The organism is Blastococcus sp. SYSU D00922 (genome assembly GCF_054050495.1).
Map to the genome: position 1 here is coordinate 1 of NZ_JBJGZL010000015.1, position 21,739 is coordinate 21,739.

A 21,739-nucleotide genomic window follows, 5' to 3' on the forward strand; every position below is an offset into this window, starting at 1 on the left:
GGCGGCCATGGCGAGAGGGAAACGCCCGGCAACATTCCGAACCCGGAAGCTAAGCCTCTCAGCGCCGATGGTACTGCCCTGGAGACGGGGTGGGAGAGTAGGACGCCGCCGGACAACCATTACCGAAGGGCCCCAGCACACGCTGGGGCCCTTCGGCGTTCCCCCGACCTTCCGGGCTTTATCTCGATGAAGCATGAAGGGTCAGCGGCGCCGGGCGGCTTCCTTCGTCGTCGCGCCGACGTTGTCGTCCAGCCAGGCGTTGAGCGCCGCCAGGTCGCGCCATGCGTCCCGCACCTCGTCGAGCGCGCGGCGCGTGTGCAGCCAGTCCGTCGGCTCCCACGCCCGGCTCGCGTGCAGGGACTTGCGCTTGAGCAGGTCCATCCGCGGAGCGTCGGCGTCGAACCCGGACGGCACCCGCACCAGGCGTTCGCCGTCGATCGACCATCCGGCCGCCGACAGGCGGTCGGTCTCCGTCTCCAGGCGCGGCCCCTGGAGGGCGTCGGCCACGGCCCGCCGGTACCGGGCCACCTGGTCCGACTCGAGCCGCCAGCACCCGCCGGCCACCCGCAGTCCGTCGGCGGAGATCTGCACGTACAGGGCGCTCGCCCGCCCCTCGGGGTGGATCACGGCGCCCTGGTGCGTCTTGTACGGGGTCTTGTCGTTGCTGAAGCGCACGTCCCGGTACGGGCGGAACACCTTCGCCGTCCCGAACTCCGGGCCCAGTTCCTCCAGCAGCGCCAGCAGGGGACCGCGGACGTGCGCCTCGTAGGCGCTCTTGCTGCGGGTCCAGTACGTCTTCGTGTTGTCCGCCTCGAGACCCTCGTAGAAGACCAGGCCTTCGTCGGGGAATCCCTCGAACGTCACGGTGCACCCTCCTCGTCGAGCAGCGCGTGCCAGCGGATCTCGCGCAGCGGGTCCGAGCCGGTGTCCAGCGTCCGGGCCCAGCCGTCCGGCTCCCACCCCGCCGACTCGTAGAAGGTCGCCGACGCCCGGTCGTCCTCCAGGAGCCACACCTGCAGCCGGGCGGCTCCACCGGCCCGGGCGAGGTCGCTCACCGCCGCCAGCAACCGGCTGCCGTGGCCACGGCGGCCCCACCGCGGCTCGACGAGGAGCGTGCCGACCTCCGTCGTGGGGCCGGCCGGGTCGGGCTCCTCGCCGGCAGTGAGCTCGGCGGGGCCGTAGGCGGCGAAGCCCACGAGGGAGTTCCGCTCCAGGGCCACGAGGACGCCGTGGGCCGGCGTGGGTGGCGCGGCGACCGCGGAGCGCCAGGTGGCCTGGGCGGCGTCGGCGTCCCAGCCGTCGAGCACCGCCGGTGGGAGCACGGCCCGGTAGGCGGTCCGCCACGTGACCTCCTGGACCCGGGCGATCTCCGCCGCGTCCTCCGGGACCGCCGGCCGGACCGAGACGTCGGCCCGCCCGGTGAGGCGGGGGAACGTCGAGGTCGGGTCCACGCGGGCAGCCTAGGTGCGCCGGGGAGGCGCCGGCCGACCCCTCCCGCCGGGGTGCTGGAATCGACGCGTGACCACCGCCGCGCCCCGCTCCGCCCCCGGGGGCGCCGTCGTCGATCGGCCGGTGACGGCCGGCGTCCTCGTCGCGCTGGGCACCGTCTACCTGGTCTGGGGCTCGACCTACCTGGCCATCAAGTACGTCGTGGACGGTGGCCTCCCGCCGTTCCTCGGGATGGGCACGCGCTTCCTGCTCGCGGGGCTCGTGCTGCTGGCCGCCCTGCTGCTGGTCCGCGGCCGGGCGGCTTTCGCGATGTCCCGCGTCCAGCTCGTCACCGCCGCGGTCACCGGGCTCTTCCTGCTCGTGGGCGGCAACGGGCTGGTCGCCGTCGCCGAGCAGGACGTCGACTCCGGGCTCGCGGCCCTGCTCATCGCAGGGACGCCGCTGTGGGTGGTCCTGCTGCGCGCGCTGCTGCGCGACCGGCCCTCGGGCGCCACCGTCGCGGGCCTGCTGATCGGGCTGGTCGGCGTCGCCGTCCTCCTGCTGCCCGGGGTACGCGGCGCGGCGGAGCTCGGTCCGCTCCTGCTGGTGTGCCTGTCCTCGCTGCTGTGGTCGGTCGGGACCGTGCTGGCGACGCGGCGGCCGATGCCGGCCGACCCGTTCGCCGCGACGGTCGTCGAGATGGCCGCCGGCGGGACCGCCATGGTCGTCCTCGGCTCGCTGGGCGGGGAGTGGGGCCGGCTGGAGCTGTCGGGGACCGAACCGTCCGCGTGGGTCGCGTTCGCCTACCTCGTGCTGGTCGGCAGCGTGCTCGGCTACAGCGCCTACGTCTGGCTGCTCGCGCGGGCGCCGCTCTCCCTGGCGACGACGTACGCGTACGTGAACCCGGCCGTCGCCGTCGCGCTCGGCGCGATCTTCCTCGCCGAGCCCCTCACCTCGAACGTGCTGGTCGGCGGTGCGGTGATCATCGGCGCCGTCGCCTGGGTGATCACCGCCGAGTCGCGGGCCCGGCGACGCCCGTCGCCCGGCGGGGACGCCGGGGCGCCACCCCTCGAACCCACCTGATCGGGCGGCCCAGCGGGCGGCATGTCGGACCCGACCGGCACGATGACCAGCCGTGAGCGTTCCCGAGAAGCTGCCGGCAGGTCTGGCGCGGCGGATCGCCCTGGCCGCCCAGGGTTTCGCCGATGAGCGGCCGTCCGCGGGCATCGGGACCCGCCAGCTCCGGCGGGTCACCGAGCGGCTCGCGGTCGTCCAGATCGACTCGGTGAACGTCCTGTCGCGCTCGCACTACCTGCCCTACTTCAGCCGGCTCGGGGCCTACCCGCGCACCGCCCTCGACGACCTGACGGCCCGTCGCCATGCGATCTTCGAGTACTGGGCGCACGAGGCGTCGTTCCTGCCAGTGCGGCTGCAGCCGCACCTGCGCTGGCGGATGGCCGCGGCCGAGGAGCACGCGTGGGGCAACATGGTCCGGCTGCAGCGCGAGCGGCCCGGTTTCGTGGCCGAGGTGCTCGACCGCGTCCGTGCGGAGGGGCCGCTCAAGGCCGGTGACCTGCTGGAGGGCCCACGCGAGCGGTCCGGCGAGATGTGGGACTGGCACGCCGGCAAGGTGGCCCTCGAGTGGCTGTTCTTCACCGGGGCGGTGACCGCGACCCACCGGACCACCAGCTTCGAGAAGGTGTACGACCTCACCGAGCGGGTGCTACCTGCCGAGGTCCTGCGGACGCCCACGCCCGAGCCCGCCGACGCCGTCAGGGAGCTCGTGCGGGTCGCCTCACGTGCCCTGGGCGTCGCCACGGAGCGGGATCTGCGGGACTACTTCCGGCTCAAGCCCACGGCCGCGCGCACGGCGATCGAGGAGCTGGCCGACGCCGGCGAGCTGGTGCCCGTCGACGTCGCGGGCTGGGGGGCTCCCGCCTGGCTGGACCCGGGGGCGCGCCGGCCGAGGTGGATCCGTGCCCGGGCCCTGCTCAGCCCCTTCGACTCCCTGGTCTGGGAGCGCCCGCGCGTAGAGCGGATCTTCGACTTCCGCTACCGGCTGGAGATCTACACGCCGGCGGCCAAGCGCGTGCACGGCTACTACGTGCTGCCGTTCCTGCTGGACGACCGGTTGGTCGCGCGCGCCGACCTCAAGGCCGACCGGAAGGCCGGCGTCCTGCGGGTCCAGGCGGTCCACGGCGAGGAGGGCATCGCACGGCCCGTCGTCGCGGCCGAGCTCGCCGACGAGCTGCGGCTCATGGCCGACTGGCTGCAGCTCGACGACGTCGTCGTCACCGGGGCGGGCGACCTGGCCGCCGACCTGCTCGGTGCCTCACGCGCGGTCCGTACCGACCTCGGGGCCTGAGCCGGCCGGCAGCCCGGCCAGCCGCAGGACGACGGCCATCCCGGCCGGGCCGCCCGGCCACGCGGCGGCGAGGGCGTCGCTGCCCGCCCTCCGGACCACCGACCGCAGGGCCAGGGCGACCACGACGACGTCGTCGGCGTACCCCAGGACGGGGACGACGTCGGGCACCAGGTCGACCGGGGACAGCAGGTAGGCCAGCAGGAGCCAGAGGCGGATCCGCACGCCGCGGGGCAGGGACCGGTCGGCGGCCAGGCGGCGCACGAGCCGGACCAGGTCGGGCAGCAGGCGGAGCGCCTCGCGGACCGTGAGGTCCTCCGGCCGGGCCCGCCACAGCATCGCGAGGCCGACCGCCCAGACCAGCAGCAGGCCGCCGACGACGGCGAGCAGGGTCTGCCACCACTCCACGGCCGGGAGTCTGCCGGTAGCCGTCGGACCGGTGGTGCAGGTGGTGTCCGTGCCTCCCGGGCCGTCGGTCCCCGGACGTAGTCTCGGGCCCGTGGACGGCGCACCGATCGACACCCAGTACGAGGACCTCCTGCGACGCATCCTCGAGCAGGGGACGCCCAAGGAGGACCGGACCGGCACCGGGACGGTGAGCCTGTTCGGCGAGCGGCTGCGCTACGACCTGTCCGAGCGGTTCCCGCTGGTGACGACGAAGAAGGTGCACTTCAAGTCGATCGCGGTCGAGCTGCTGTGGTTCCTGCGCGGTGACAGCAACGTCGGATGGCTGCGCGAGAACGGCGTGACCATCTGGGACGAGTGGGCCTCCCCGGAGGGGGAGCTCGGTCCCGTGTACGGCGTCCAGTGGCGTTCCTGGCCGACCCCCGACGGCGGGCAGGTCGACCAGATCGCCCAGCTGCTGGAGACGCTGCGCTCCGACCCCGATTCCCGCCGGATGATCGTCTCCGCCTGGAACGTCGCCGCGCTGCCCGACATGGCGCTGGCGCCCTGCCACGCGTTCTTCCAGTTCTACGTGGCCGACGGCCGGCTCTCGTGCCAGCTGTACCAGCGCAGCGCCGACATGTTCCTCGGCGTCCCGTTCAACATCGCGAGCTACGCGTTGCTGACCCGCATGATCGCCGACCAGGTCGGCCTCGCCCCCGGCGACTTCGTCTGGGTGGGCGGCGACTGCCACATCTACAGCAACCACGTCGACCAGGTGCGGGAGCAGCTCTCCCGCGAGGTCCGGCCGTTCCCGACGCTCGACCTGGCGCCCGCGCCGTCCCTGTTCGACTACACCTACGAGCACTTCACGGTGCACGGGTACGACCCCCACCCGGCGATCCGGGCGGCCGTGGCGGTGTGACCATCGCACTCATCTGGGCGCAGGCCCGCGAGCGGGTCATCGGGGCCTCCGGCGGCCTGCCCTGGCACCTCCCCGAGGACCTCAAGCTCTTCCGTTCGCTCACCACCGGTTCGACGGTCGTCATGGGCCGTCGCACCTGGGAGTCGCTGCCCGAGCGCTTCCGCCCGCTGCCCGGTCGGACGAACGTCGTCCTGACTTCCGACCCGCACTGGTCGGGGGAGGGGGCGCACCGTGCCGGGTCGGTGGACGAGGTGCTGGCGCGCGACGAGCCGCTCTGGGTGATCGGGGGCGGCGCGGTCTACGCCGCCTTCCTGTCGCACGCCGACCGCCTGGTGGTCACCGACGTCGACGTCACCGTCGAGGGCGACACCTGGGCGCCGGCGCTCGGGCCGGAGTGGCGGCTGGTCTCGCGGACCCCGGACACCGGCTGGGAGTTCTCGTCGTCGTCCGGGCTGCGGTACGCGGTGTCGGAGTACGACCGGGGACCCGTCGGCGCCGCTGGGTAGATTCTCCCCATGACCAGCGACCCCGCCCGGCCCTTCGGGCGCGTGCTCACGGCGATGGTGACCCCGCTGGCCGAGGACGGCACGATCGACCTCGCCGGCGCGCAGGAACTGGCCGCGCACCTGGTCGACCGGCAGTCGCACGACGGGCTGGTGGTCTTCGGGACGACGGGGGAGTCGCCCACCATCAGCGACGGCGAGCAGCACGCCGTGCTCGAGGCGGTGATGGACGCCGTCGGTGACCGGGCGACCGTGATCGCCGGCGTCGGCACCAACGACACCGCGCACTCCATCGAGAAGGCGCAGTCGGCCGCGGCGCTCGGCGTGCACGGGCTCCTGGTCGTGACGCCGTACTACAACCGGCCGCCGCAGGAGGGCCTGCTGCGGCACTTCACCGCGGTCGCCGACTCCACCGACCTGCCGGTGATGCTCTACGACATCCCGCCGCGGTCGGCCATCCCCATCGAGGTCGAGACGCTGGTCCGCGCCGCGGAGCACCCCAACATCGTCGCGGTGAAGGACGCCAAGGGCGATCTCGGCGCCGTCGCCTGGACGCTCGCCCGCACCGACCTCGCCTACTACTCGGGCGAGGACATGCTCAACCTCCCGCTGCTCGCGCTGGGCGCCGTCGGCGTCGTCAGCGTGGTGGGGCACGTCGTCGGCCCGCGGCTGGCCGAGCTGATCGCCGCCGTCGAGTCCGGTGACCTGGTCAAGGCGCGGGCGGTCAACGAGAGCCTGCTGCCGGTCTACACCGGCATCTTCCGCACCCAGGGCGTCATCCTCGCGAAGGCGGCCCTGCGCCAGCTCGGCCTGCCGTCGGGGCCGGTCCGGCCGCCGCTCGTCGACGCCACCCCCGAGCAGGTGGCGCAGCTGCGGAAGGACCTGGTGGCGGGCGGGGTCGCGCTGTGAGTGGTCAGGTCACCCAGCCGCACCTGGACCTGAAGGCGCCGCCCCCGCTGCCCCCCGGCGGCCTGCGCGTCATGGCGCTGGGCGGGCTCGGGGAGATCGGCCGCAACATGGCCGTCCTCGAGTTCGACGGCAAGCTGCTCGTCATCGACTGCGGCGTGCTGTTCCCCGAGGCCGAGCAGCCGGGCATCGACCTGATCCTCCCCGACTTCGGGGTCATCGAGCACCGGCTCGACGACATCACCGCCGTCGTCCTCACCCACGGGCACGAGGACCACATCGGCGCGATCCCGTACCTGCTGCGGCTGCGCGAGGACATCCCGCTCGTCGGCTCCCGGTTCACCCTCGCGCTGGTCGCCGCGAAGCTCCGCGAGCACCGGCTCGACCCGACGCTGGTCGAGGTGGCGGCCGGCGAGGACCACGTCGCCGGGCCGTTCCACTGCGAGTTCATCTCGGTGAACCACTCGATCCCCGACGCGCTCGCCGTCGCGGTGCACACGCCCGCCGGCGTCCTGGTGCACACCGGCGACTTCAAGATGGACCAGCTGCCCCTGGACGGCGTCCTCACCGACCTCGGCGCCTTCGCCCGGCTCGGCGTCACCGGCATCGACCTCCTCCTGGCCGACTCGACGAACGCCGAGATCCCCGGCTTCGTGACCCCGGAGCGGTCGATCGGCCCGGTGCTCGAGGACGTCTTCCGCCGGGCCACCCAGCGGCTGATCGTGTCCAGCTTCGCCAGCCACGTGCACCGGATCCAGCAGGTGCTCGACGCGGCGGAGATGCACGGCCGCAAGGTGGCGTTCGTCGGCCGCTCGATGGTGCGGAACATGGGGGTGGCGCGCGACCTCGGCCTGCTCCGCGTCGCGCCCGGCCTGATGGTGTCGCTGGACGACGCCGCGGCGATGCCACCCGAGCAGGTGGTGCTGGTCAGCACCGGTTCGCAGGGCGAGCCGCTCTCCGCGCTCGGCCGCATGGCGCGCGGCGACCACCACCAGGTCACCATCGAGGCCGGCGACACCGTGGTCCTCGCGTCGTCGCTGGTGCCCGGCAACGAGACCGCCGTCTACAAGGTGATCAACGGCCTCGCCCGGCTCGGCGCGACGGTCGTGCACAAGGAGACGGCACGGGTGCACGTCTCCGGTCACGCGCCGGCCGGCGAGCTGCGGACGCTGCTCAACGTCGCCAAGCCGCGCTACCTCATGCCGGTGCACGGCGAGTGGCGTCACCTGCGCGCACACGCGGCGCTGGCGGAGGAGACCGGCATGGCCCGCGACCGCGTGATCCTCGCCGAGGACGGCGTCGTCGTGGACCTCGTCGACGGCAAGGCCTCGATCGTGGGCAGCGTCCCGATCGGCAACGTCTACGTCGACGGGCTCAACGTCGGCGACGTCGGCGAGGAGTCGCTCCAGGCCCGCCGGATCCTCGGCGACGAGGGGTTCGTGGCGCTGACCGTCGTGATCGAACCCTCGACGCGGACGATCGTGCGGCCGGTCCACCTGTCGACCAAGGGCTTCTCCGACGACCCGGCCGCCTTCGACGAGGTGCTGGCGCTGGTCGAGGACAACCTCAAGCGGGCCCTCCAGGACGACGAGATCGATTCCCACCGGCTGTCGCAGGTCATCCGGCGGACCGTCGGCAAGTGGGTGTCCGACACCCACCGCCGCCGCCCGATGATCATCCCGACGGTTCTGGAGGTCTGACCTCCCGCCGCATCGCGGCCCGGGGCCAGCGGTCGAGGCCGCGATCGGCCTCTGCCCGTCTGATCCGCCGCACGCCCGGCGTGAGCTCGGATTCGTCGAGGAAGCGGTAACCGAGCCGCTCGTAGTACGGGCCGTTCCAGGGCACGTCCACGTACGTGGTCAGGGTGATCGCCGGCAGGTGCTGCTCGAGCGCCCAAGCCAGGAGCCGGTCGACCAGTTCGCGCCCCAGTCCGCGACGAGCGTGATCCGGGTGCACGCTCACCTGCTCCAGGTGCGCGCAGCCGTCGACCACGTCGGCCAGCAGGTAGGCCACCGGACGGTCCTCGTCGTCCGTGCGCACCCAAGCCCGGCCGGCATCCGCGTACCCCTGGAGCGTGTCCAGGGACGGCGGCTCGTCGTCGGCGACCAGGTGCATCCCCAGGTCGGCGAACGCGCGGCCCGCTGCCCACTCGATGTCGCGCAGTCGCGGCAGGTCGTCCTCGCGGGCCGGGCGCACGTTCATCGACCGGCCGACACCTCGATCGGCGTGATGCCCTCCTCGACCGGCAGGTCGAAGCCCCACACCTGCGCGTAGAAGGACAGCTCGCCGTCCAGGGCGGCGCGGATGTTCTCCGCCCTGCGGAAACCGTGCTGCTCGCCGGCGAAGAGCAGGTAGGCGTGCGGCACGCCCTTCTCCCGCAGCGCCGCCACGATGGCCTCGGCCTGGTCCGGCGGCACGACCGCGTCCTCGTCGCCCTGGAACACCGCCAGGGGAGTGTCGAACGCGTCGACGTGGTTGATGGGCGACCGCTCGTCGTAGACCGCCCGGCCCGAGGGCCACGGCGCCACGAGCCCGTCGAGGTAGCGGGACTCGAACTTGTGCGTCTCGGCGGCCAGCGCGCCCAGGTCGGCGACGCCGTAGTGGCTGGCGCCCGCGGTGAAGACCCCCGGCCGCATGCTCAGCGCGGCCAGCGTCGTGTACCCGCCGGCCGAGCCGCCGCGGATGGCCATCCGGGCGGGGTCGACGCGTCCGCTGCCGGCGAGGAAGCGGGCGCAGGCGACGACGTCGTCCAGGTCGATCACGCCCCACCGGCCCTGCAGCGCGTCGCGGTACCGGCGTCCGTAGCCGACCGAGCCGCGGTAGTCGACGTCGGCCACGCAGAAGCCGCGGGAGGTCCAGTACTGCACGTCGAGGTTCAGCACCGGCACCGCGGCGGCCGTCGGACCGCCGTGCACCACCACGAGCAGCGGCGGCAGGTCGCCGTCCGGCGCCGTGGCCTCCGGGTTGGTGGGCGGGTAGACCAGCGCGTGCGCCTCGCCGATCCCCGTCCCGGCGTCCTCGGTCGGGAAGGTGACGTGCTCCGGCACGGAGAACCAGGCGGCGTCGAGCTTCAGGTCGCGCGCCGGGCGCAGCACCTCCTGCTCACCGCTGTCGACGTCCACCCGCAGCACCACCGGCTCGCTCGACGGGCTCGCGGCCAGGCACACGACCGACGTCCCCTGTGCCTGGACGTAGCGGAAGGTGCCCCACGGCACGTCGAGCTCGCGGACGCCGCCGTCCTCGAGGACGGCCAGCCGGTCGGCGCCGGCGCGCCCGTAGGCGAAGGCCACCCGGCCGTCGGGCAGCAGCGCGTACCGGCTCGACCCGAACCGCCACTGCGGGCCGCCGATGTCGCTGCCCACGTCGGCCACCAGCTCGATCTCGCCGTGCGGACGACGTCGGTACAGCGACCAGAAGTTCGTGCGATCGCTCAGGAACCACAGCGTGCCGTCATCGCCCCAGACCGGCTGCACGACCGACTCGCCGTCCCCGCCGGCCATCGGGTGCTCGCGACCGTCGCCGCCGCGCACGACCAGCCGCGCCGCGTCCCAGGGCATGTGCGGGTGGTCCCACTGCAGCCAGGCCAGCGCGTCCCCCTCCGGTGACGGGCGGGGGTCGGAGACGAAGTCGGGGCCGGTCACCAGGACGTCGCTGCCGTCGGGACCGATGCGCACCAGCTCGTTCACGACCTCCACGGCGCCTCCGGAGGCCGGGTGCGTCTCGCGCACGGCGAGCAGGCTGCCGTCCGGCTGCACGCGCAGGTCCGCGTGGCGCACCCCGGCCCGGACGGCGGGCTCGGGGGTGACGGCGACCGGGGTGCCGCTGCCTGGATCGAGCCGGTACAGCCGCTGGTCGGAGAACTCGGTGAACCACAGGGTGCCGCCGAACACCGTCCAGGCGCCGCCGCCGTACTCGTGCACCCGGGTGCGGGCGTTCCACGGCGAGGGCAGGACGTCGGTGACCGTCCCGTCGGCCGCCCGGCGGACGATCACCGACCGGCCGCCCTCGGCCGGCCGGGACTCCGACCACCACACGTCGCCCCCGTCGACGACGACCTCGCCGAGCACGGCGGCCGCTCGGACGACCAGCTCGGAGGTGATGCGGGTCGGCCAGGAACCGTGGGGGAGGGCAGCGGAAACCATGCCTGTGACGTTAGGGCCCCGGGGGGACACGTGCTCCGGCCTGCCCGGATCGGGCCCTGGAGGCGATTACCGTCCGACACATGCCTGCCCGCACCACGTCGACGCGTCGACCGGCGGCCAGCCGCAGCCGGTCGGGATCGACGGCCAGCAAGAAGCGGCCGGCCGCCAAGCGCTCCACCGCCAACCGCCGTCCCGCTGCCAAGAAGAAGCAGTCCTCCGGCCTCTGGGGCGTCGTCTCCGGCAGCTGGAACCTGCTCGCCCGCGGCGCCGGTGGTCTCGCCCGCTCGGTCGCCCGCCCGGAGGAAGCCGAGCCGCTCGCGCCCGAGCACCGCCGGGACGGCGTCGGCCTCGCCGTCCTGGGCCTGGCGGTCGTGCTCGGCGCGGCGGCCTGGAGCAACGGCATCGGCCCCGTGGGCGCCGGCCTGACGCAGGGCGTGCGCTGGGTCATCGGGTCGCTGGTGATGGTCCTGCCCGTCGTCCTCTTCTTCGCCGCGCTGCGGCTGCTGCGCCGGGGGCCCCGCCCCGAGGCGCGCGGCCGGCTGGCCATCGGGTGGCTGTGCGCCGTCGCGTCGGTGCTCGGCATCGCCCAGCTCGTCGGCACGCCCTCCGACCCGAAGGCGGGCATCACCGGCTCCGGCGGCCTGATCGGCTGGGGGGTAGGCGCACCGCTCGAGGCGGGCGTCGGCATGGCCGTCGCCGTCGTCCTGCTCGCGCTCGTCGCCTTCTTCGGCGTCCTCGTCATCACCGCCACCCCGGTGCACCAGATCCCGCAGCGCCTCGGCGACCTCGGTGACTGGCTGCTGGGCCGGGGCGAGGACTACGACGACGAGTACGACGAGTACGACGACGAGGACGAGGAGGAGCCGACGAGCCGGCGCGGCCGCCGCAAGGCCGTCAACGAGGACCTCCTCACGACCGGCCCCATCGACCACGCCGCCTTCGAGGCCGCCCCGGAGGCGACCCTCACGACGGAGCCCGAGCACACCGAGCTGCGGGCGCCGGCGGCCCGCCCGCCGGTGGTGGACCGGACGGCGCCCCCGGAGGACCTGCCGCCGATCACGGAGCCGGAGCAGCTGTCCATCCAGCCGGTCGCCGGCAACTACGTGCTGCCCTCGCTGTCGATCCTGCGGCCGGGCACGCCGCCGCGGGCCCGCTCGAAGTCGAACGACGTCGCGATCGAGGCGATCACCGGCGTCCTGGAGCAGTTCAACGTCGACGCCGCCGTCACCGGCTTCACCCGCGGCCCGACGGTCACCCGGTACGAGGTCGAGCTGGGCAGCGGCGTCAAGGTCGAGAAGATCACCGCGCTGACCAAGAACCTCGCCTACGCGGTGGCCAACGACAACATCCGGATCCTGGCGCCCATCCCGGGCAAGTCGGCCGTCGGCGTCGAGGTGCCCAACACCGACCGCGAGACGGTGTCGCTGGGCGACGTCATGCGCTCGCAGGCGGCCAAGCAGGACCCGCACCCGATGCTGGTCGGCCTGGGCAAGGACATCGAGGGCGGCTTCGTCTGCGCCAACCTGGCGAAGATGCCGCACCTGCTCGTCGCCGGTGCCACCGGTGCCGGTAAGTCCAGCTGCATCAACTCGCTGCTGACCTCGCTGCTGCTCCGGGCCTCGCCCGAGCAGCTGCGGATGATCCTGGTCGACCCGAAGATGGTCGAGCTCACGCCCTACGACGGCATCCCGCACCTGATCACGCCGATCATCACCGACCCGAAGAAGGCGGCCACCGCGCTGGCCTGGCTGGTCGAGGAGATGGAGCAGCGCTACCAGGACATGCGGGCCACCGGTGTCCGGCACATCGACGACTTCAACCGCAAGGTCGAGAAGGGCGAGATCACCGCGCCGCCCGGCAGCGAGCGGGTGTACCAGCCCTACCCGTACATCCTCACGATCGTCGACGAGCTCGCCGACCTGATGATGGTCGCCCCGCGGGACGTCGAGGAGTCGATCGTCCGGATCACGCAGAAGGCGCGTGCGGCCGGCATCCACCTGGTGCTCGCGACGCAGCGGCCGTCGGTCGACGTCGTCACCGGTCTGATCAAGGCCAACGTGCCCTCGCGGCTGGCGTTCTCGACGTCGTCGCTCACCGACAGCCGGGTCATCCTCGACCAGCCGGGCGCGGAGAAGCTCATCGGCATGGGTGACGCGCTGTTCCTGCCGATCGGCGCGGGCAAGCCCATGCGCGTGCAGGGCGCGTACGTGTCCGACACCGAGATCGAGGCGGTCGTCGAGTTCACCAAGCGGCAGGCCGAGCCCGAGTACCGGGAAGAGGTCTTCACCGCGGCGGCCGGCGAGAAGAAGGAGATCGACGAGGACATCGGCGGCGACCTCGACCTGCTCGTGCAGGCCGTGGAGCTCATCGTCACCAGCCAGTTCGGCTCGACGTCGATGCTGCAGCGCAAGCTGCGCGTCGGCTTCGCCAAGGCCGGCCGGCTCATGGACCTGATGGAGAGCCGCGGCATCGTCGGGCCGTCCGAGGGCTCGAAGGCGCGCGACGTGCTCATCAAGCCCGACGAGCTGGAGTCGGTGCTGTTCACCCTGCGGGGTGGCGGCGGCGGGGACGTCTGAGACGGGGGACACCGTTTCCGCGCCGTCCCGGCCCTGAACGCCGACTACGATGGCCGGGTGACAGCCGCGCCCCACCCTGCCCGGAAGGTCGCGGTGGTGACCCTCGGCTGCGCCCGCAACGAGGTCGACTCGGAGGAGCTCGCCGGCCGGCTGGCCGCCGAGGGCTACGAGCTGGTCGACGACGCGGACGGCGCCGACGCGGTCCTGGTCAACACCTGCGGCTTCATCGAGACGGCCAAGAAGGACTCCGTCGACGCCATCCTCGCGGCGACCGACTCCGGCGCCTCCGTCGTGGCGGTCGGCTGCATGGCCGAGCGGTACGGCTCCGAGCTGGCCGGCGCGCTGCCGGAGGCCACCGTCCTCGGCTTCGACGACTACGGGACGATCGGCGACCGCCTGGACGACGTGCTCGCCGGCCGACCGCTGGTGCCGCACACCCCGCGCGACCGCCGCACGCTCCTGCCGATCAGCCCGGTGCAGCGCACCGCTGCCACGGCGGCCGCGGACGCGCCGGTCATCCCGGGCCACGACTGGCTGCGCCGCAAGCGGCTGGCCGCCGGCCCGTCCGCGGCGCTGAAGCTGGCGTCGGGCTGCGACCGCCGCTGCGCGTTCTGCGCGATCCCCACCTTCCGCGGCGCGTTCGTCTCCCGTCCTCCGGCCGAGGTGCTCTCCGAGGCGCAGTGGCTGGCCTCCCAGGGCGTGACCGAGCTGGTGCTGGTCAGCGAGAACTCGACGTCGTACGGCAAGGACCTCGGCGATCTGCGGTCCCTGGAGAAGCTGCTCCCGGAGCTGGCCGCCGTCGACGGCATCGTCCGCGTGCGGGTGGCCTACCTGCAGCCGGCCGAGCTGCGGCCGGGCCTGCTGGAGGTCATCGCCGGCACGGAGCGCGTCGCGCCGTACTTCGACCTGTCCTTCCAGCACTCGTCGCCCACGCTGCTGCGCCGGATGCGCCGCTTCGGCGGTACCGACGACTTCCTGGCCCTCATCGAGCGCGCCCGCTCGCTCGCTCCCACGGCCGGCTTCCGCACCAACGTCATCCTCGGCTTCCCCGGCGAGACGGAGGACGACGTCGCCGAGCTCGAGCGCTTCCTCGTCGAGGGCCGGCTCGACGCCGTGGGCGTCTTCGGCTACTCCGACGAGGAGGGCACCGAGGCCATCGGCCTCGACGGCAAGCTCGACCAGGCGGAGATCGACGCCCGTGTCCGGCGGATCACCGACCTCGTCGAGGAGCTCACCGCCCAGCGCGCCGAGGACCGCATCGGCGAGCGGGTGGAGGTGCTCCTCACCGAGGACCTGTCCGCGGAGGAGGGCCCGGGCGTGTGGCTCGGCCACGCCGCACACCAGGACCCCGATGCCGATGGGACGACGACCGTCGCCGGCGTGCCCGCCGACGCGGTGGCCGGGCAGCTGGTGACCGCCGAGGTGGTCGGGACCGAGGGCATCGACCTCCTGGCCCGGGCGCTGGTGGGCGCCGGCCTGGCACCGGCCGGGCGGTGATCGCCGTGACCGACGTCGCCCCGGACCCCGCCGCCACACCGCCGTCGTCGGCCAAGCTCGTCAACCTGCCCAACGCCCTGACCGTGCTCCGCCTGGCCGTGGTGCCGGTGTTCGCCGTCCTGCTGATGTCCGACGGCGGCCTGGACGACGACCGGCGGTACTGGGCGACGCTGGTGTTCGCGGCGGCGATCATCACCGACCGCTACGACGGGATGATCGCCCGCCGGACCGGTCAGGTCACCGAGTTCGGCAAGCTGGCCGACCCGATCGCCGACAAGGCGCTCACCGGCACCGCGCTGATCGGGCTCTCGGTGCTGGAGCTGCTGCCGTGGTGGGTCACCGTGGTGATCCTGGTGCGCGAGGTCGGCGTGACCCTGCTGCGCTTCTGGGTCATCCGGCACGGCGTCATCGCGGCCAGCCGCGGCGGCAAGGCGAAGACCGTCGTCCAGTCGCTGGCGATCGGGCTCTACATCCTGCCGCTCACCGGGCTGCTGGCCACCGGCCGGTGGTGGGTCATGGCCCTGGCCGTGCTCCTGACCGTGCTCACCGGGCTCGACTACGTCTACCGCGCGGTCACCCTGCGCCAGACCAGCGCCCGCGCGATGCGCGCGGCGGCGGCCCGGCGGGCGGCCGGGCCCAGCGGCGCCAGCGGCACCCGCACCGACACGGCGGCCTAGCGCCGCGCGCGGGGGAGCGGCACGCCCCGGCGCCGCGAGGCGGTGGCCACCGCGGTCAGCTCCGGGCTGGGTTCGACCCCGATCTCCCGCCGCAGGATGCGCCGGAAGGCGTCGAACTGCTGCCGCGCGATGGCCCAGTTCCCGGCCGCCTGGTGCGCCTCGATCAGCGCGAGCTGACCGCTCTCGCGCAGCGGCTCGGCCTGGACGGCCAGGTGCACCGCCTCCAGCGCCGCCGAGGGCCGGCCCGACCGGCGCAGCAGCAGGCTCAGCTGCTCGAGCGCGTGCACCCGGCGCAGGTGGACCCGGTCGCGCACAGCGAGGACCCAGTCGTCGTACCAGCCGGGCAGCAGTTCGAGCTCCGCGATCGGCCCGGGGTCCACGGCGAGGTCGTCCGGTCCGGCGGTCCCGGAGAGGATCCGCCCGGCCCACGCCTCGAACCGCGCCACGTCGACCTCCACGCCGTCGCGGAGGGCCAGGGTGCTCTGCTCGGCGTGGACCAGCGGGCAGCCGACCTGCTGCAGCCGCCACAGCGCCGAGCGGAGGTTGCCGGCGGCCCGGCTCTCGTCGACGGTCGGCCACAGGACGCCCGCGGTGCTGCGGCGGTCCACCCCGGCGGGGTGCAGCGCGAGGTAGGCGAGCAGGCGGTGGCTCCCCGGCGGAAGCGCCATGCGCCGGCCGCCGTAGTGCAGGGACAGGCCGCCGATGAGCCGCACCTGCGGCGTGGAGGGATCGGTGTCGTCGTACATGCCGGCGCCTTCCGGGTGGGCGCTCGGGCCCCCGGTGGGACGCCCGATGCGCACTCTAGGGAGGCTGGGGAGCTCGAGGAAGGTACAGCTGCGCGCGGCCGGGTGAAGATGGGGCGTGACCGATCCCGCAGAGCCCGTCGCCGTCCGTGTGCACACCGCCCTGCTGACGCGGTCGGAGACGGTGGCCGCCGCCGAGTCGCTCACCGCGGGGCTGTTCTGCGCGACCCTCGCGACGGTCCCCGGGGCCAGCGCGACCCTGCGCGGCGGCGTCGTCGTCTACGCGACCGACCTCAAGACCGAGCTGGCCGGCGTCCCCGCCGAGCTGCTCGGCCGGCACGGGCCGGTGAGCCCCGAGACCGCCGCTGCGCTCGCCGAGGGGGTGCGTGCCCGGTGCGGCGCCACCTGGGGCGTCGGGCTGACCGGGGTGGCCGGGCCCGAACCGGTCGACGGCCACGGGCCGGGCCGGGTGTACCTGGGGCTCGCCGACGGCCGGCGCACGGACGTGCACGAGCTCGACCTGACCGGCGACCGGGCCACCGTCCGCGCGGCCGCCGTCGCCACCGCGATGGAGGCGCTGCTGGCCCGGTTGTCCTGAGCCCGGGAACGCCCGGTCGGGGGACGGCGTTACGCCATCAGCGGACGCGCCACGGTCGGTCCGGCTTCCCGGGCCGGCGCCGCGTACCGTGAGCGCACGGCGCCCGGAAGGGCGCCGCCGCTTCCCCGCTCGCAGGACAGGAGACGGCCATGACGCTGCTGCGCACCCAGCTCGGGAACACCCTGCGTGGCCACCGGCTGCGTCAGCGCCGCACGCTGCGCGACGTCTCCGGCGCCGCCCGGGTCAGCCTCGGCTACCTCTCGGAGGTGGAGCGCGGGCAGAAGGAGGCGTCCTCGGAGCTGCTCGCCTCGATCTGCGACGCCCTGGACGTGGAGCTCGCCGACCTGCTCGCCGAGGTCAGCCTGGAGCTGCGCGTCGCCGGCGGTGGAGCGGTCCGGCCGCTCGCGCCGGCCGCCGACGTCCCGGCCGCCGAGGTCCAGCCCGCCGCCGAGCAGCCGGCGGCCGCGCAGCCGGTCGCCGAGCCGGCCCTCGCCCTGGTCGGCGCGCCGGCACGGTCCGCGCTGCGTCGCGGAGAGGCCGTCTCGCTCGCCGCCTGACGCCCGCCCCGCCATGTCGCTCGGTCCCACCACCTGTCAGGGGCCGGTCCACCGACCCGGTGCGCACACGCGCAGCGGGAACGCGATGGGCCGCACGCGTCTCGGGCTCCTGGCCGGCGCCGCCCGCGCCTTCGCCGAGCACGGGGTGCGGCGCAGCACCATGCAGTCGGTCGCGGCCGCGGCGGGCGTGGCCAAGGCGACGCTGTACAACCACTTCCGGACCAAGGACGAGGTCGTCGCGGCGCTCCTGGCCGTGGAGCTCGACCGCCTCACGGCGCTGGCCGAGGGCCTGCCCCTCGAGCCGGCGCTGGCGGCGCTCTCCGACGAGCTGGGTGCCCACCCGGTCCTCCGGCGGCTCGCGTCGATCGAGCCGGAGCTCCTCGCCGGGCTGCTGACCGTGGACGCCGAGCGGTGGTCGGCACTCGTCACCCGGCTCGGCGGAGCGCTCGGCCTGGACGTCGACGGTGCGGAGCTCGTGGCGCGGTGGCTGCTGGGCGTGGTGCTGCAGCCCGGCCGGTCGACCACGCGCCACCGGCACGCGGCCCGCCTGGCGGAGCTGCTCAGCCCAGGGAGCGGGTGAGCAGCAGCCGGTCGGCGCCCGGACCCGCGTGGTCCGGCGAGAGCGCCTCGTGCGCCCCGAAGCGGCGGCCCAGCCCCCGGACGACGGCGTCGCCCGGCGGAGCCACCGCCTGCACCGCCCGCGCGCCCACCGACGCGGCCAGCTCCGCGAACCGCTCCACCAGCCGGACGGCGACCCCGTGCCCCCGCCACTCGTCGTGGACGGCGACGGCGTGGACGACGCCCAGCCGGTCGGCGCTCACCACGCCCAGCAGGTAGCCGGCGTCCGCGCCGTCCGGGGTCATCGCGACGGCGCCGAACCCGCCGAGCTGGTGGAAGAAGACCGGGTCGTGCAGCGCGCGCACCTCGTCGTCGGGCAGGGCCGAGCCGGCCCAGAACCGTACGCGGTCGGCCAGCAGCCGCTCGCGCAGAGCGCCCGCCGAGAGCTCCTCGAAGCCGACCAGCCGGAGGTCGCTCACCGGCCCGGGCGCGCGGCCTCGAGCTCCGCGCGCGTGGGCGGGTCCGCGCCGACCCGGGTGCAGTTGAGGGCGGCGACCAGCGCGGCGTCGTCCACGAGGGCGAGCAGCTGCTCGTCGGGCAGCTGCTCCAGCGCCGCCCGCGTGGTGACGCCCGCCTCGAGCAGGCCGGTGAGCAACGCGGCGGCCAGCGAGTCGCCGGCACCCACGGTGTCGACGACGGTCACGCGGGGCGTCTCCCGGTGCAGGAGGGGGCGGCCGGGGCGGGCGATCCGCAGGGGCGCGCCACCGTCGGTGAGCAGGACGACTGCCGGTCCCCGTGCCGCCCAGCTCGTCGCCGCCTCGTCGAGGTCGGCTGGGCCGTCGAGCCAGGCGAGGTCCTCGGCGCTGACCTTGACGACGTCGGCCTGGGCGACCAGCCGGTCGAGGCGGGCGTGGACGACGGGCCGGCTGTTGCCGAGGGTCTCCCCGACTGGGCCCTCGGCGAGCATCGGGCGGATGTTCGGGTCGACGCTGATCAGGGTGCCGCCGTCCGCGTGCAGCCGTGCCACCAGCCGGGCGATGGCGTCGGCGCCCGGAGCGGTCCAGCTGGAGATCGAGCCGACGTGCACGATGCCGGTGCGGGCCGGCAGCACCCGCTCGAGCTCCTCGTCGGTCCACTGCCAGTCGGCCGCGCCGAGGACGTGGAACCCGTAGTCGGCCGAGCCGTCGGGGCCGAGGCCCACCACGGCGAGGCTGACCGGTTCGGCAGCATCGACGAAGCCGGCCGGGTCGACGCCCGAGAGCTCCGCGTGCCGGCGCAGGTTCGCGGCCAGGGGGCCGGTGCCGAGGCGGGCCATCAGGCGGACCGGGGCGCCCAGCCGGCCGGCGGCGACGGCCACGTTGAGGGCGTTGCCCCCGGGCCGGGCCACGTACTGCGGTGCAGTCCCCTCCGGACCGGCATCCGCATCCGCGACGGGCAGCAGGTCGACCACCAGTTCGCCCAGGACGGCGAGGACGGGGGAGTCGGGCACGGGCAAACCCTAGCCGCGCGAGGGAACCGGTCGCCCGCGTTCGCTTCCACGGTGCATCACCTGGGACGATGAGGTGACGAGCATCGCCGGGCCGGCAGCTGCGCCGGAGCAGGAGGACCCATGCCCAACCCGTTCGTGAAGCTGTGGAAGTACCTCACGGCGTCGGCCAACGCGCAGATCGACCAGCGGGCCGACCCGAAGATCCAGATCGCGCAGGCCATCGAGGCCGAGCAGCAGCGCCACCAGGCCCTGGCCAACCAGGCCGCCGCGGTCCTGGGCAACCAGCGGCAGCTGGAGATGCGGCTCAACCGCCAGCTCGGCGAGGTGGAGAAGCTCCAGGCGTCGGCCCGGCAGGCGCTCGTCCTCGCGGACAAGACCCGGGCCTCCGGGGACGCGAACAAGGCGGCGGAGTACGAGAACGCCGCGCAGGCGTTCGCGACGCAGCTGGTCGCCGCCGAGCAGTCGATGGAGGACCTCAAGCGCAGCCACGACGAGGCGCTGCAGGCCGCCGAGCAGGCGCGCGGTGCCGTGGAGCAGAGCCGCATGCGGCTGCAGACGACCCTCGCCGAGCGCACGAAGCTGATGAGCCAGCTCGAGCAGGCGAAGATGCAGGAGCACGTGGCGTCGTCGCTCAAGCAGGTCAACGAGCTGTCGGCGCCGGGCAACACCCCGAGCCTGTCCGAGGTCCGGGACAAGATCGAGGCCCGGTACGCCAACGCGCTCGGCCAGGCCGAGCTTGCGCAGAGCTCGGTCGAGGGCCGCATGCTCGAGGTGCAGAAGGCGACGCTCGACGTCGCGGGCGCTTCGCGGCTGGACCAGATCCGCGCCTCCATGGGCGGGGGCACCCCGGCCGTCGAGGGCGGCCAGCCGGCCGCGGCCATCGAGCAGGGCGCCCCGTCGGTGCCGCAGTCCGCGGCCGAGCAGCGCGAGGCGCAGCCGGCCGAGCGGCCCGAGTCCCAGGCCTGACGGCGGGCCCGGGCCGGGGGAGCGACGATGTCCGGCCCGGGCTACCCGCCTGACCGTTACACCGGCCCGTCCGGCGAGGTGACCGCCTCGCTGCGACGGGCCGACGCGTCCCCGGAGCTCGCCCTGGGTGGTGGCGGGGCCGCTCACTACCTGGCGACGGGCGCCAGCACCGCTGGGGCGTTCGGGCTCTACCGCTGGGAGATGGGGCCGGCGCCGACCGGTCCCGGGCCGCACTTCCACCGCGGCATCACCGAGTCGTTCTACGTGCTCGAGGGCACCGTCCGGCTCTACGACGGCGAGCAGTGGCTGGACGGGGGCCCCGGCGACTTCCTGCACGTGCCGGAGGGCGGCGTCCACGGCTTCCGCAACGAGTCCGGGGAGCCGGCGTCGATGCTGCTGCTCTTCACGCCAGGGGCACCGCGCGAGGACTACTTCGAGACGATCGCCGACGCCGCGCGTCGGAAGGAGATGACCCCGGAGGACTGGACGGAGTTCTTCCTCCGCCACGACACCTTCTGGGTGTGAGTCAGCGGTAGAGGGTGACCGGCTGCGGGTGGTCGGGCTCGCCGGTGCGCGCCTGCGGGTCGATCGGTGACCGGGCCGCCTGGCACTTCGGGCACCACCACGTGACCCGCTCCTGCGTCGTCGGGCCCTGCTCGCCGAGCAGGATGGGGGTGCCGCAGCGCCGGCAGGGGCGGCCCTTGCGACCGGCCACCCAGTGGTCCTGCCCGCGCCGGGTGTCCCCGGTGGTGCTCTGCTCCGGGTGGTGGCGGTTGGCGAGCATGAGGGTGCGGGCGCGCTCGACCAGCGCCTGCAGGTTGTCGACGTCGCCGACCCGCGCCCACGGGTGCACGCCGCAGAGGAAGAGCGACTCGACCTTGTAGAGGTTGCCGATGCCGGCGAGGTTGCGCTGGTCGAGGATGGCGACGCCGACCTGCTCGTCCGGGTGCTGCCGCAGCCGGCGCAGCGCCTCGTCGAGGTCCCAGTCCGGGCCCAGCACGTCGGGCCCCAGGTGGCCGACCAGCCGGTCCTCGTCGGACGTCGGCACGATGTCGACGTCGTGCAGCCGGTAGCCGACGCACTCCCACTCGTCGGTGGCCAGGACGACGCGGACGTCGTAGGCGGGGCCGCCCCGCCACTTGGCGCCGGGCCGGTAGATGTGCCAGCTGCCGTCCATCCGGAAGTGCGTGCGCAGGGTGCGCTCGTCGGCCAGCCGGATCAGCAGGTGCTTGCCGCGGGGGACGACCTCGCGGACCGTCGTCCCGGCCAGGTCGAGCGCCGCGAGCTGGGGCAGCCGGAACTCGCCGCGGCGCAGGGTGGCGCCGGCCAGCGCGGTGTTCATCCGCTGCGCGGCCAGCCACACGGTGTCTCCCTCGGGCACGTCCCCAGTGTCCCTGGCGCACGTCGGGCCTGCTCAGATGGTGTGAG

Annotated in this window: 23 protein-coding genes and 1 rRNA gene; 15 read left to right on the plus strand and 9 right to left on the minus strand. The window is 74.3% G+C overall.

Annotated features, from left to right (window positions below; translation table 11 throughout):
- Positions 1-114 (plus strand): 5S ribosomal RNA (gene rrf, locus ACI78T_RS17825); the annotation flags it as partial.
- Positions 115-201: 87 nt separating this feature from the next.
- Here the strand turns inward: rrf and ACI78T_RS17830 are convergent.
- Together ACI78T_RS17830 and ACI78T_RS17835 are read right to left on the minus strand one after the other, a co-directional pair.
- Positions 202-864 carry a DUF2461 domain-containing protein gene (locus ACI78T_RS17830; RefSeq protein ID WP_456559463.1) on the minus strand — a complete coding sequence of 221 codons (663 nt, stop codon included), beginning with the start codon at positions 862-864 and terminating at the stop codon, positions 202-204.
- On the minus strand, positions 861-1,451 hold the full coding sequence (locus ACI78T_RS17835; RefSeq protein WP_456559464.1) for an N-acetyltransferase family protein: 591 nt from the start codon (positions 1,449-1,451) through the stop codon (positions 861-863). Before ACI78T_RS17835 ends, ACI78T_RS17830 begins: the two co-directional genes overlap by 4 nt.
- Positions 1,452-1,518: 67 nt before the next feature.
- On the opposite strand from ACI78T_RS17835, the gene ACI78T_RS17840 reads away from it, so the two are divergent.
- Both ACI78T_RS17840 and ACI78T_RS17845 read left to right on the plus strand, forming a co-directional pair.
- A complete protein-coding gene (locus tag ACI78T_RS17840) occupies positions 1,519-2,511 on the plus strand; it encodes an EamA family transporter (protein WP_456559465.1) in 993 nt (330 codons plus the stop codon).
- Between the two features lie 52 nt (positions 2,512-2,563).
- On the plus strand, positions 2,564-3,793 hold the full coding sequence (locus tag ACI78T_RS17845; RefSeq protein WP_456559466.1) for a winged helix-turn-helix domain-containing protein: 1,230 nt from the start codon (positions 2,564-2,566) through the stop codon (positions 3,791-3,793).
- On the opposite strand, the gene ACI78T_RS17850 is transcribed toward ACI78T_RS17845, so the two are convergent.
- The gene (locus tag ACI78T_RS17850) at positions 3,761-4,198 is read right to left on the minus strand and encodes a DUF1232 domain-containing protein (RefSeq protein WP_456559467.1); all 438 of its coding nucleotides are present in this window, start codon (positions 4,196-4,198) and stop codon (positions 3,761-3,763) included. The two genes, ACI78T_RS17845 and ACI78T_RS17850, sit on opposite strands and share 33 nt — an antisense overlap.
- A gap of 91 nt (positions 4,199-4,289) precedes the next feature.
- Here ACI78T_RS17850 and ACI78T_RS17855 point away from each other — a divergent pair, with 91 nt between their 5' ends.
- The 4 genes from ACI78T_RS17855 to ACI78T_RS17870 are packed head-to-tail and all read left to right on the plus strand — an operon-like array spanning position 4,290 to position 8,208.
- A complete protein-coding gene (locus ACI78T_RS17855) occupies positions 4,290-5,099 on the plus strand; it encodes a thymidylate synthase (protein WP_456559468.1) in 810 nt (269 codons plus the stop codon).
- On the plus strand, positions 5,096-5,605 hold the full coding sequence (locus tag ACI78T_RS17860; RefSeq protein ID WP_456559469.1) for a dihydrofolate reductase: 510 nt from the start codon (positions 5,096-5,098) through the stop codon (positions 5,603-5,605). The genes ACI78T_RS17855 and ACI78T_RS17860 overlap by 4 nt, the downstream gene beginning before the upstream one ends.
- Positions 5,606-5,614: 9 nt before the next feature.
- Positions 5,615-6,511 (plus strand): 4-hydroxy-tetrahydrodipicolinate synthase, encoded by an 897-nt coding sequence (gene dapA / locus ACI78T_RS17865; RefSeq protein WP_456559470.1) that lies wholly within the window; start codon positions 5,615-5,617, stop codon positions 6,509-6,511.
- The gene (locus tag ACI78T_RS17870; RefSeq protein ID WP_456559471.1) at positions 6,508-8,208 is read left to right on the plus strand and encodes a ribonuclease J; all 1,701 of its coding nucleotides are present in this window, start codon (positions 6,508-6,510) and stop codon (positions 8,206-8,208) included. The genes dapA and ACI78T_RS17870 overlap by 4 nt, the downstream gene beginning before the upstream one ends.
- Here the strand turns inward: ACI78T_RS17870 and ACI78T_RS17875 are convergent.
- Together ACI78T_RS17875 and ACI78T_RS17880 are read right to left on the minus strand one after the other, a co-directional pair.
- A complete protein-coding gene (locus ACI78T_RS17875; RefSeq protein ID WP_456559472.1) occupies positions 8,183-8,710 on the minus strand; it encodes a GNAT family N-acetyltransferase in 528 nt (175 codons plus the stop codon). The two genes, ACI78T_RS17870 and ACI78T_RS17875, sit on opposite strands and share 26 nt — an antisense overlap.
- Entirely contained in the window at positions 8,707-10,650 is a 1,944-nt protein-coding gene (locus ACI78T_RS17880) for a S9 family peptidase (protein WP_456559473.1), read from the minus strand. The genes ACI78T_RS17875 and ACI78T_RS17880 overlap by 4 nt, the downstream gene beginning before the upstream one ends.
- 80 nt (positions 10,651-10,730) lie before the next feature.
- Here ACI78T_RS17880 and ACI78T_RS17885 point away from each other — a divergent pair, with 80 nt between their 5' ends.
- The 3 genes from ACI78T_RS17885 to pgsA are packed head-to-tail and all read left to right on the plus strand — an operon-like array spanning position 10,731 to position 15,400.
- Positions 10,731-13,226, plus strand: coding sequence for a DNA translocase FtsK 4TM domain-containing protein (locus ACI78T_RS17885; RefSeq protein WP_456559474.1), 2,496 nt, complete (start codon positions 10,731-10,733; stop codon positions 13,224-13,226).
- A 57-nt stretch (positions 13,227-13,283) separates the two neighbouring features.
- Positions 13,284-14,723 (plus strand): 30S ribosomal protein S12 methylthiotransferase RimO, encoded by a 1,440-nt coding sequence (rimO, locus tag ACI78T_RS17890; protein ID WP_456559475.1) that lies wholly within the window; start codon positions 13,284-13,286, stop codon positions 14,721-14,723.
- Positions 14,724-14,728: 5 nt separating this feature from the next.
- On the plus strand, positions 14,729-15,400 hold the full coding sequence (pgsA, locus tag ACI78T_RS17895; protein ID WP_456559476.1) for a CDP-diacylglycerol--glycerol-3-phosphate 3-phosphatidyltransferase: 672 nt from the start codon (positions 14,729-14,731) through the stop codon (positions 15,398-15,400).
- Here pgsA and ACI78T_RS17900 read toward each other — a convergent pair.
- Positions 15,397-16,146 (minus strand): AfsR/SARP family transcriptional regulator, encoded by a 750-nt coding sequence (locus ACI78T_RS17900; RefSeq protein WP_456559477.1) that lies wholly within the window; start codon positions 16,144-16,146, stop codon positions 15,397-15,399. The two genes, pgsA and ACI78T_RS17900, sit on opposite strands and share 4 nt — an antisense overlap.
- Before the next feature lie 115 nt (positions 16,147-16,261).
- On the opposite strand from ACI78T_RS17900, the gene ACI78T_RS17905 reads away from it, so the two are divergent.
- The 3 genes from ACI78T_RS17905 (at position 16,262) to ACI78T_RS17915 (ending at position 17,878) form a co-directional block, all read left to right on the plus strand.
- Positions 16,262-16,741: a CinA family protein gene (locus tag ACI78T_RS17905; RefSeq protein ID WP_456559478.1), complete on the plus strand. Its 480-nt coding sequence runs from the start codon at positions 16,262-16,264 to the stop codon at positions 16,739-16,741.
- Between the two features lie 149 nt (positions 16,742-16,890).
- A complete protein-coding gene (locus ACI78T_RS17910) occupies positions 16,891-17,298 on the plus strand; it encodes a helix-turn-helix domain-containing protein (RefSeq protein ID WP_456559479.1) in 408 nt (135 codons plus the stop codon).
- An 85-nt stretch (positions 17,299-17,383) separates the two neighbouring features.
- Complete coding sequence (locus tag ACI78T_RS17915; protein WP_456559480.1) at positions 17,384-17,878, plus strand: TetR/AcrR family transcriptional regulator; 495 nt, start codon at positions 17,384-17,386, stop codon at positions 17,876-17,878.
- On the opposite strand, the gene ACI78T_RS17920 is transcribed toward ACI78T_RS17915, so the two are convergent.
- Entirely contained in the window at positions 17,859-18,335 is a 477-nt protein-coding gene (locus ACI78T_RS17920) for a GNAT family N-acetyltransferase (protein ID WP_456559481.1), read from the minus strand. The two genes, ACI78T_RS17915 and ACI78T_RS17920, sit on opposite strands and share 20 nt — an antisense overlap.
- Positions 18,332-19,345, minus strand: coding sequence for a PfkB family carbohydrate kinase (locus ACI78T_RS17925; protein WP_456559482.1), 1,014 nt, complete (start codon positions 19,343-19,345; stop codon positions 18,332-18,334). The genes ACI78T_RS17920 and ACI78T_RS17925 overlap by 4 nt, the downstream gene beginning before the upstream one ends.
- Before the next feature lie 120 nt (positions 19,346-19,465).
- On the opposite strand from ACI78T_RS17925, the gene ACI78T_RS17930 reads away from it, so the two are divergent.
- Both ACI78T_RS17930 and ACI78T_RS17935 read left to right on the plus strand, forming a co-directional pair.
- Positions 19,466-20,311 (plus strand): PspA/IM30 family protein, encoded by an 846-nt coding sequence (locus tag ACI78T_RS17930; protein ID WP_456559483.1) that lies wholly within the window; start codon positions 19,466-19,468, stop codon positions 20,309-20,311.
- A gap of 27 nt (positions 20,312-20,338) precedes the next feature.
- Complete coding sequence (locus ACI78T_RS17935; RefSeq protein WP_456559484.1) at positions 20,339-20,836, plus strand: cupin domain-containing protein; 498 nt, start codon at positions 20,339-20,341, stop codon at positions 20,834-20,836.
- 1 nt (position 20,837) lies between these two features.
- On the opposite strand, the gene ACI78T_RS17940 is transcribed toward ACI78T_RS17935, so the two are convergent.
- Complete coding sequence (locus ACI78T_RS17940; RefSeq protein WP_456559485.1) at positions 20,838-21,692, minus strand: DNA-formamidopyrimidine glycosylase family protein; 855 nt, start codon at positions 21,690-21,692, stop codon at positions 20,838-20,840.
- Between the last annotated feature and the right edge of the window lie 47 nt (positions 21,693-21,739).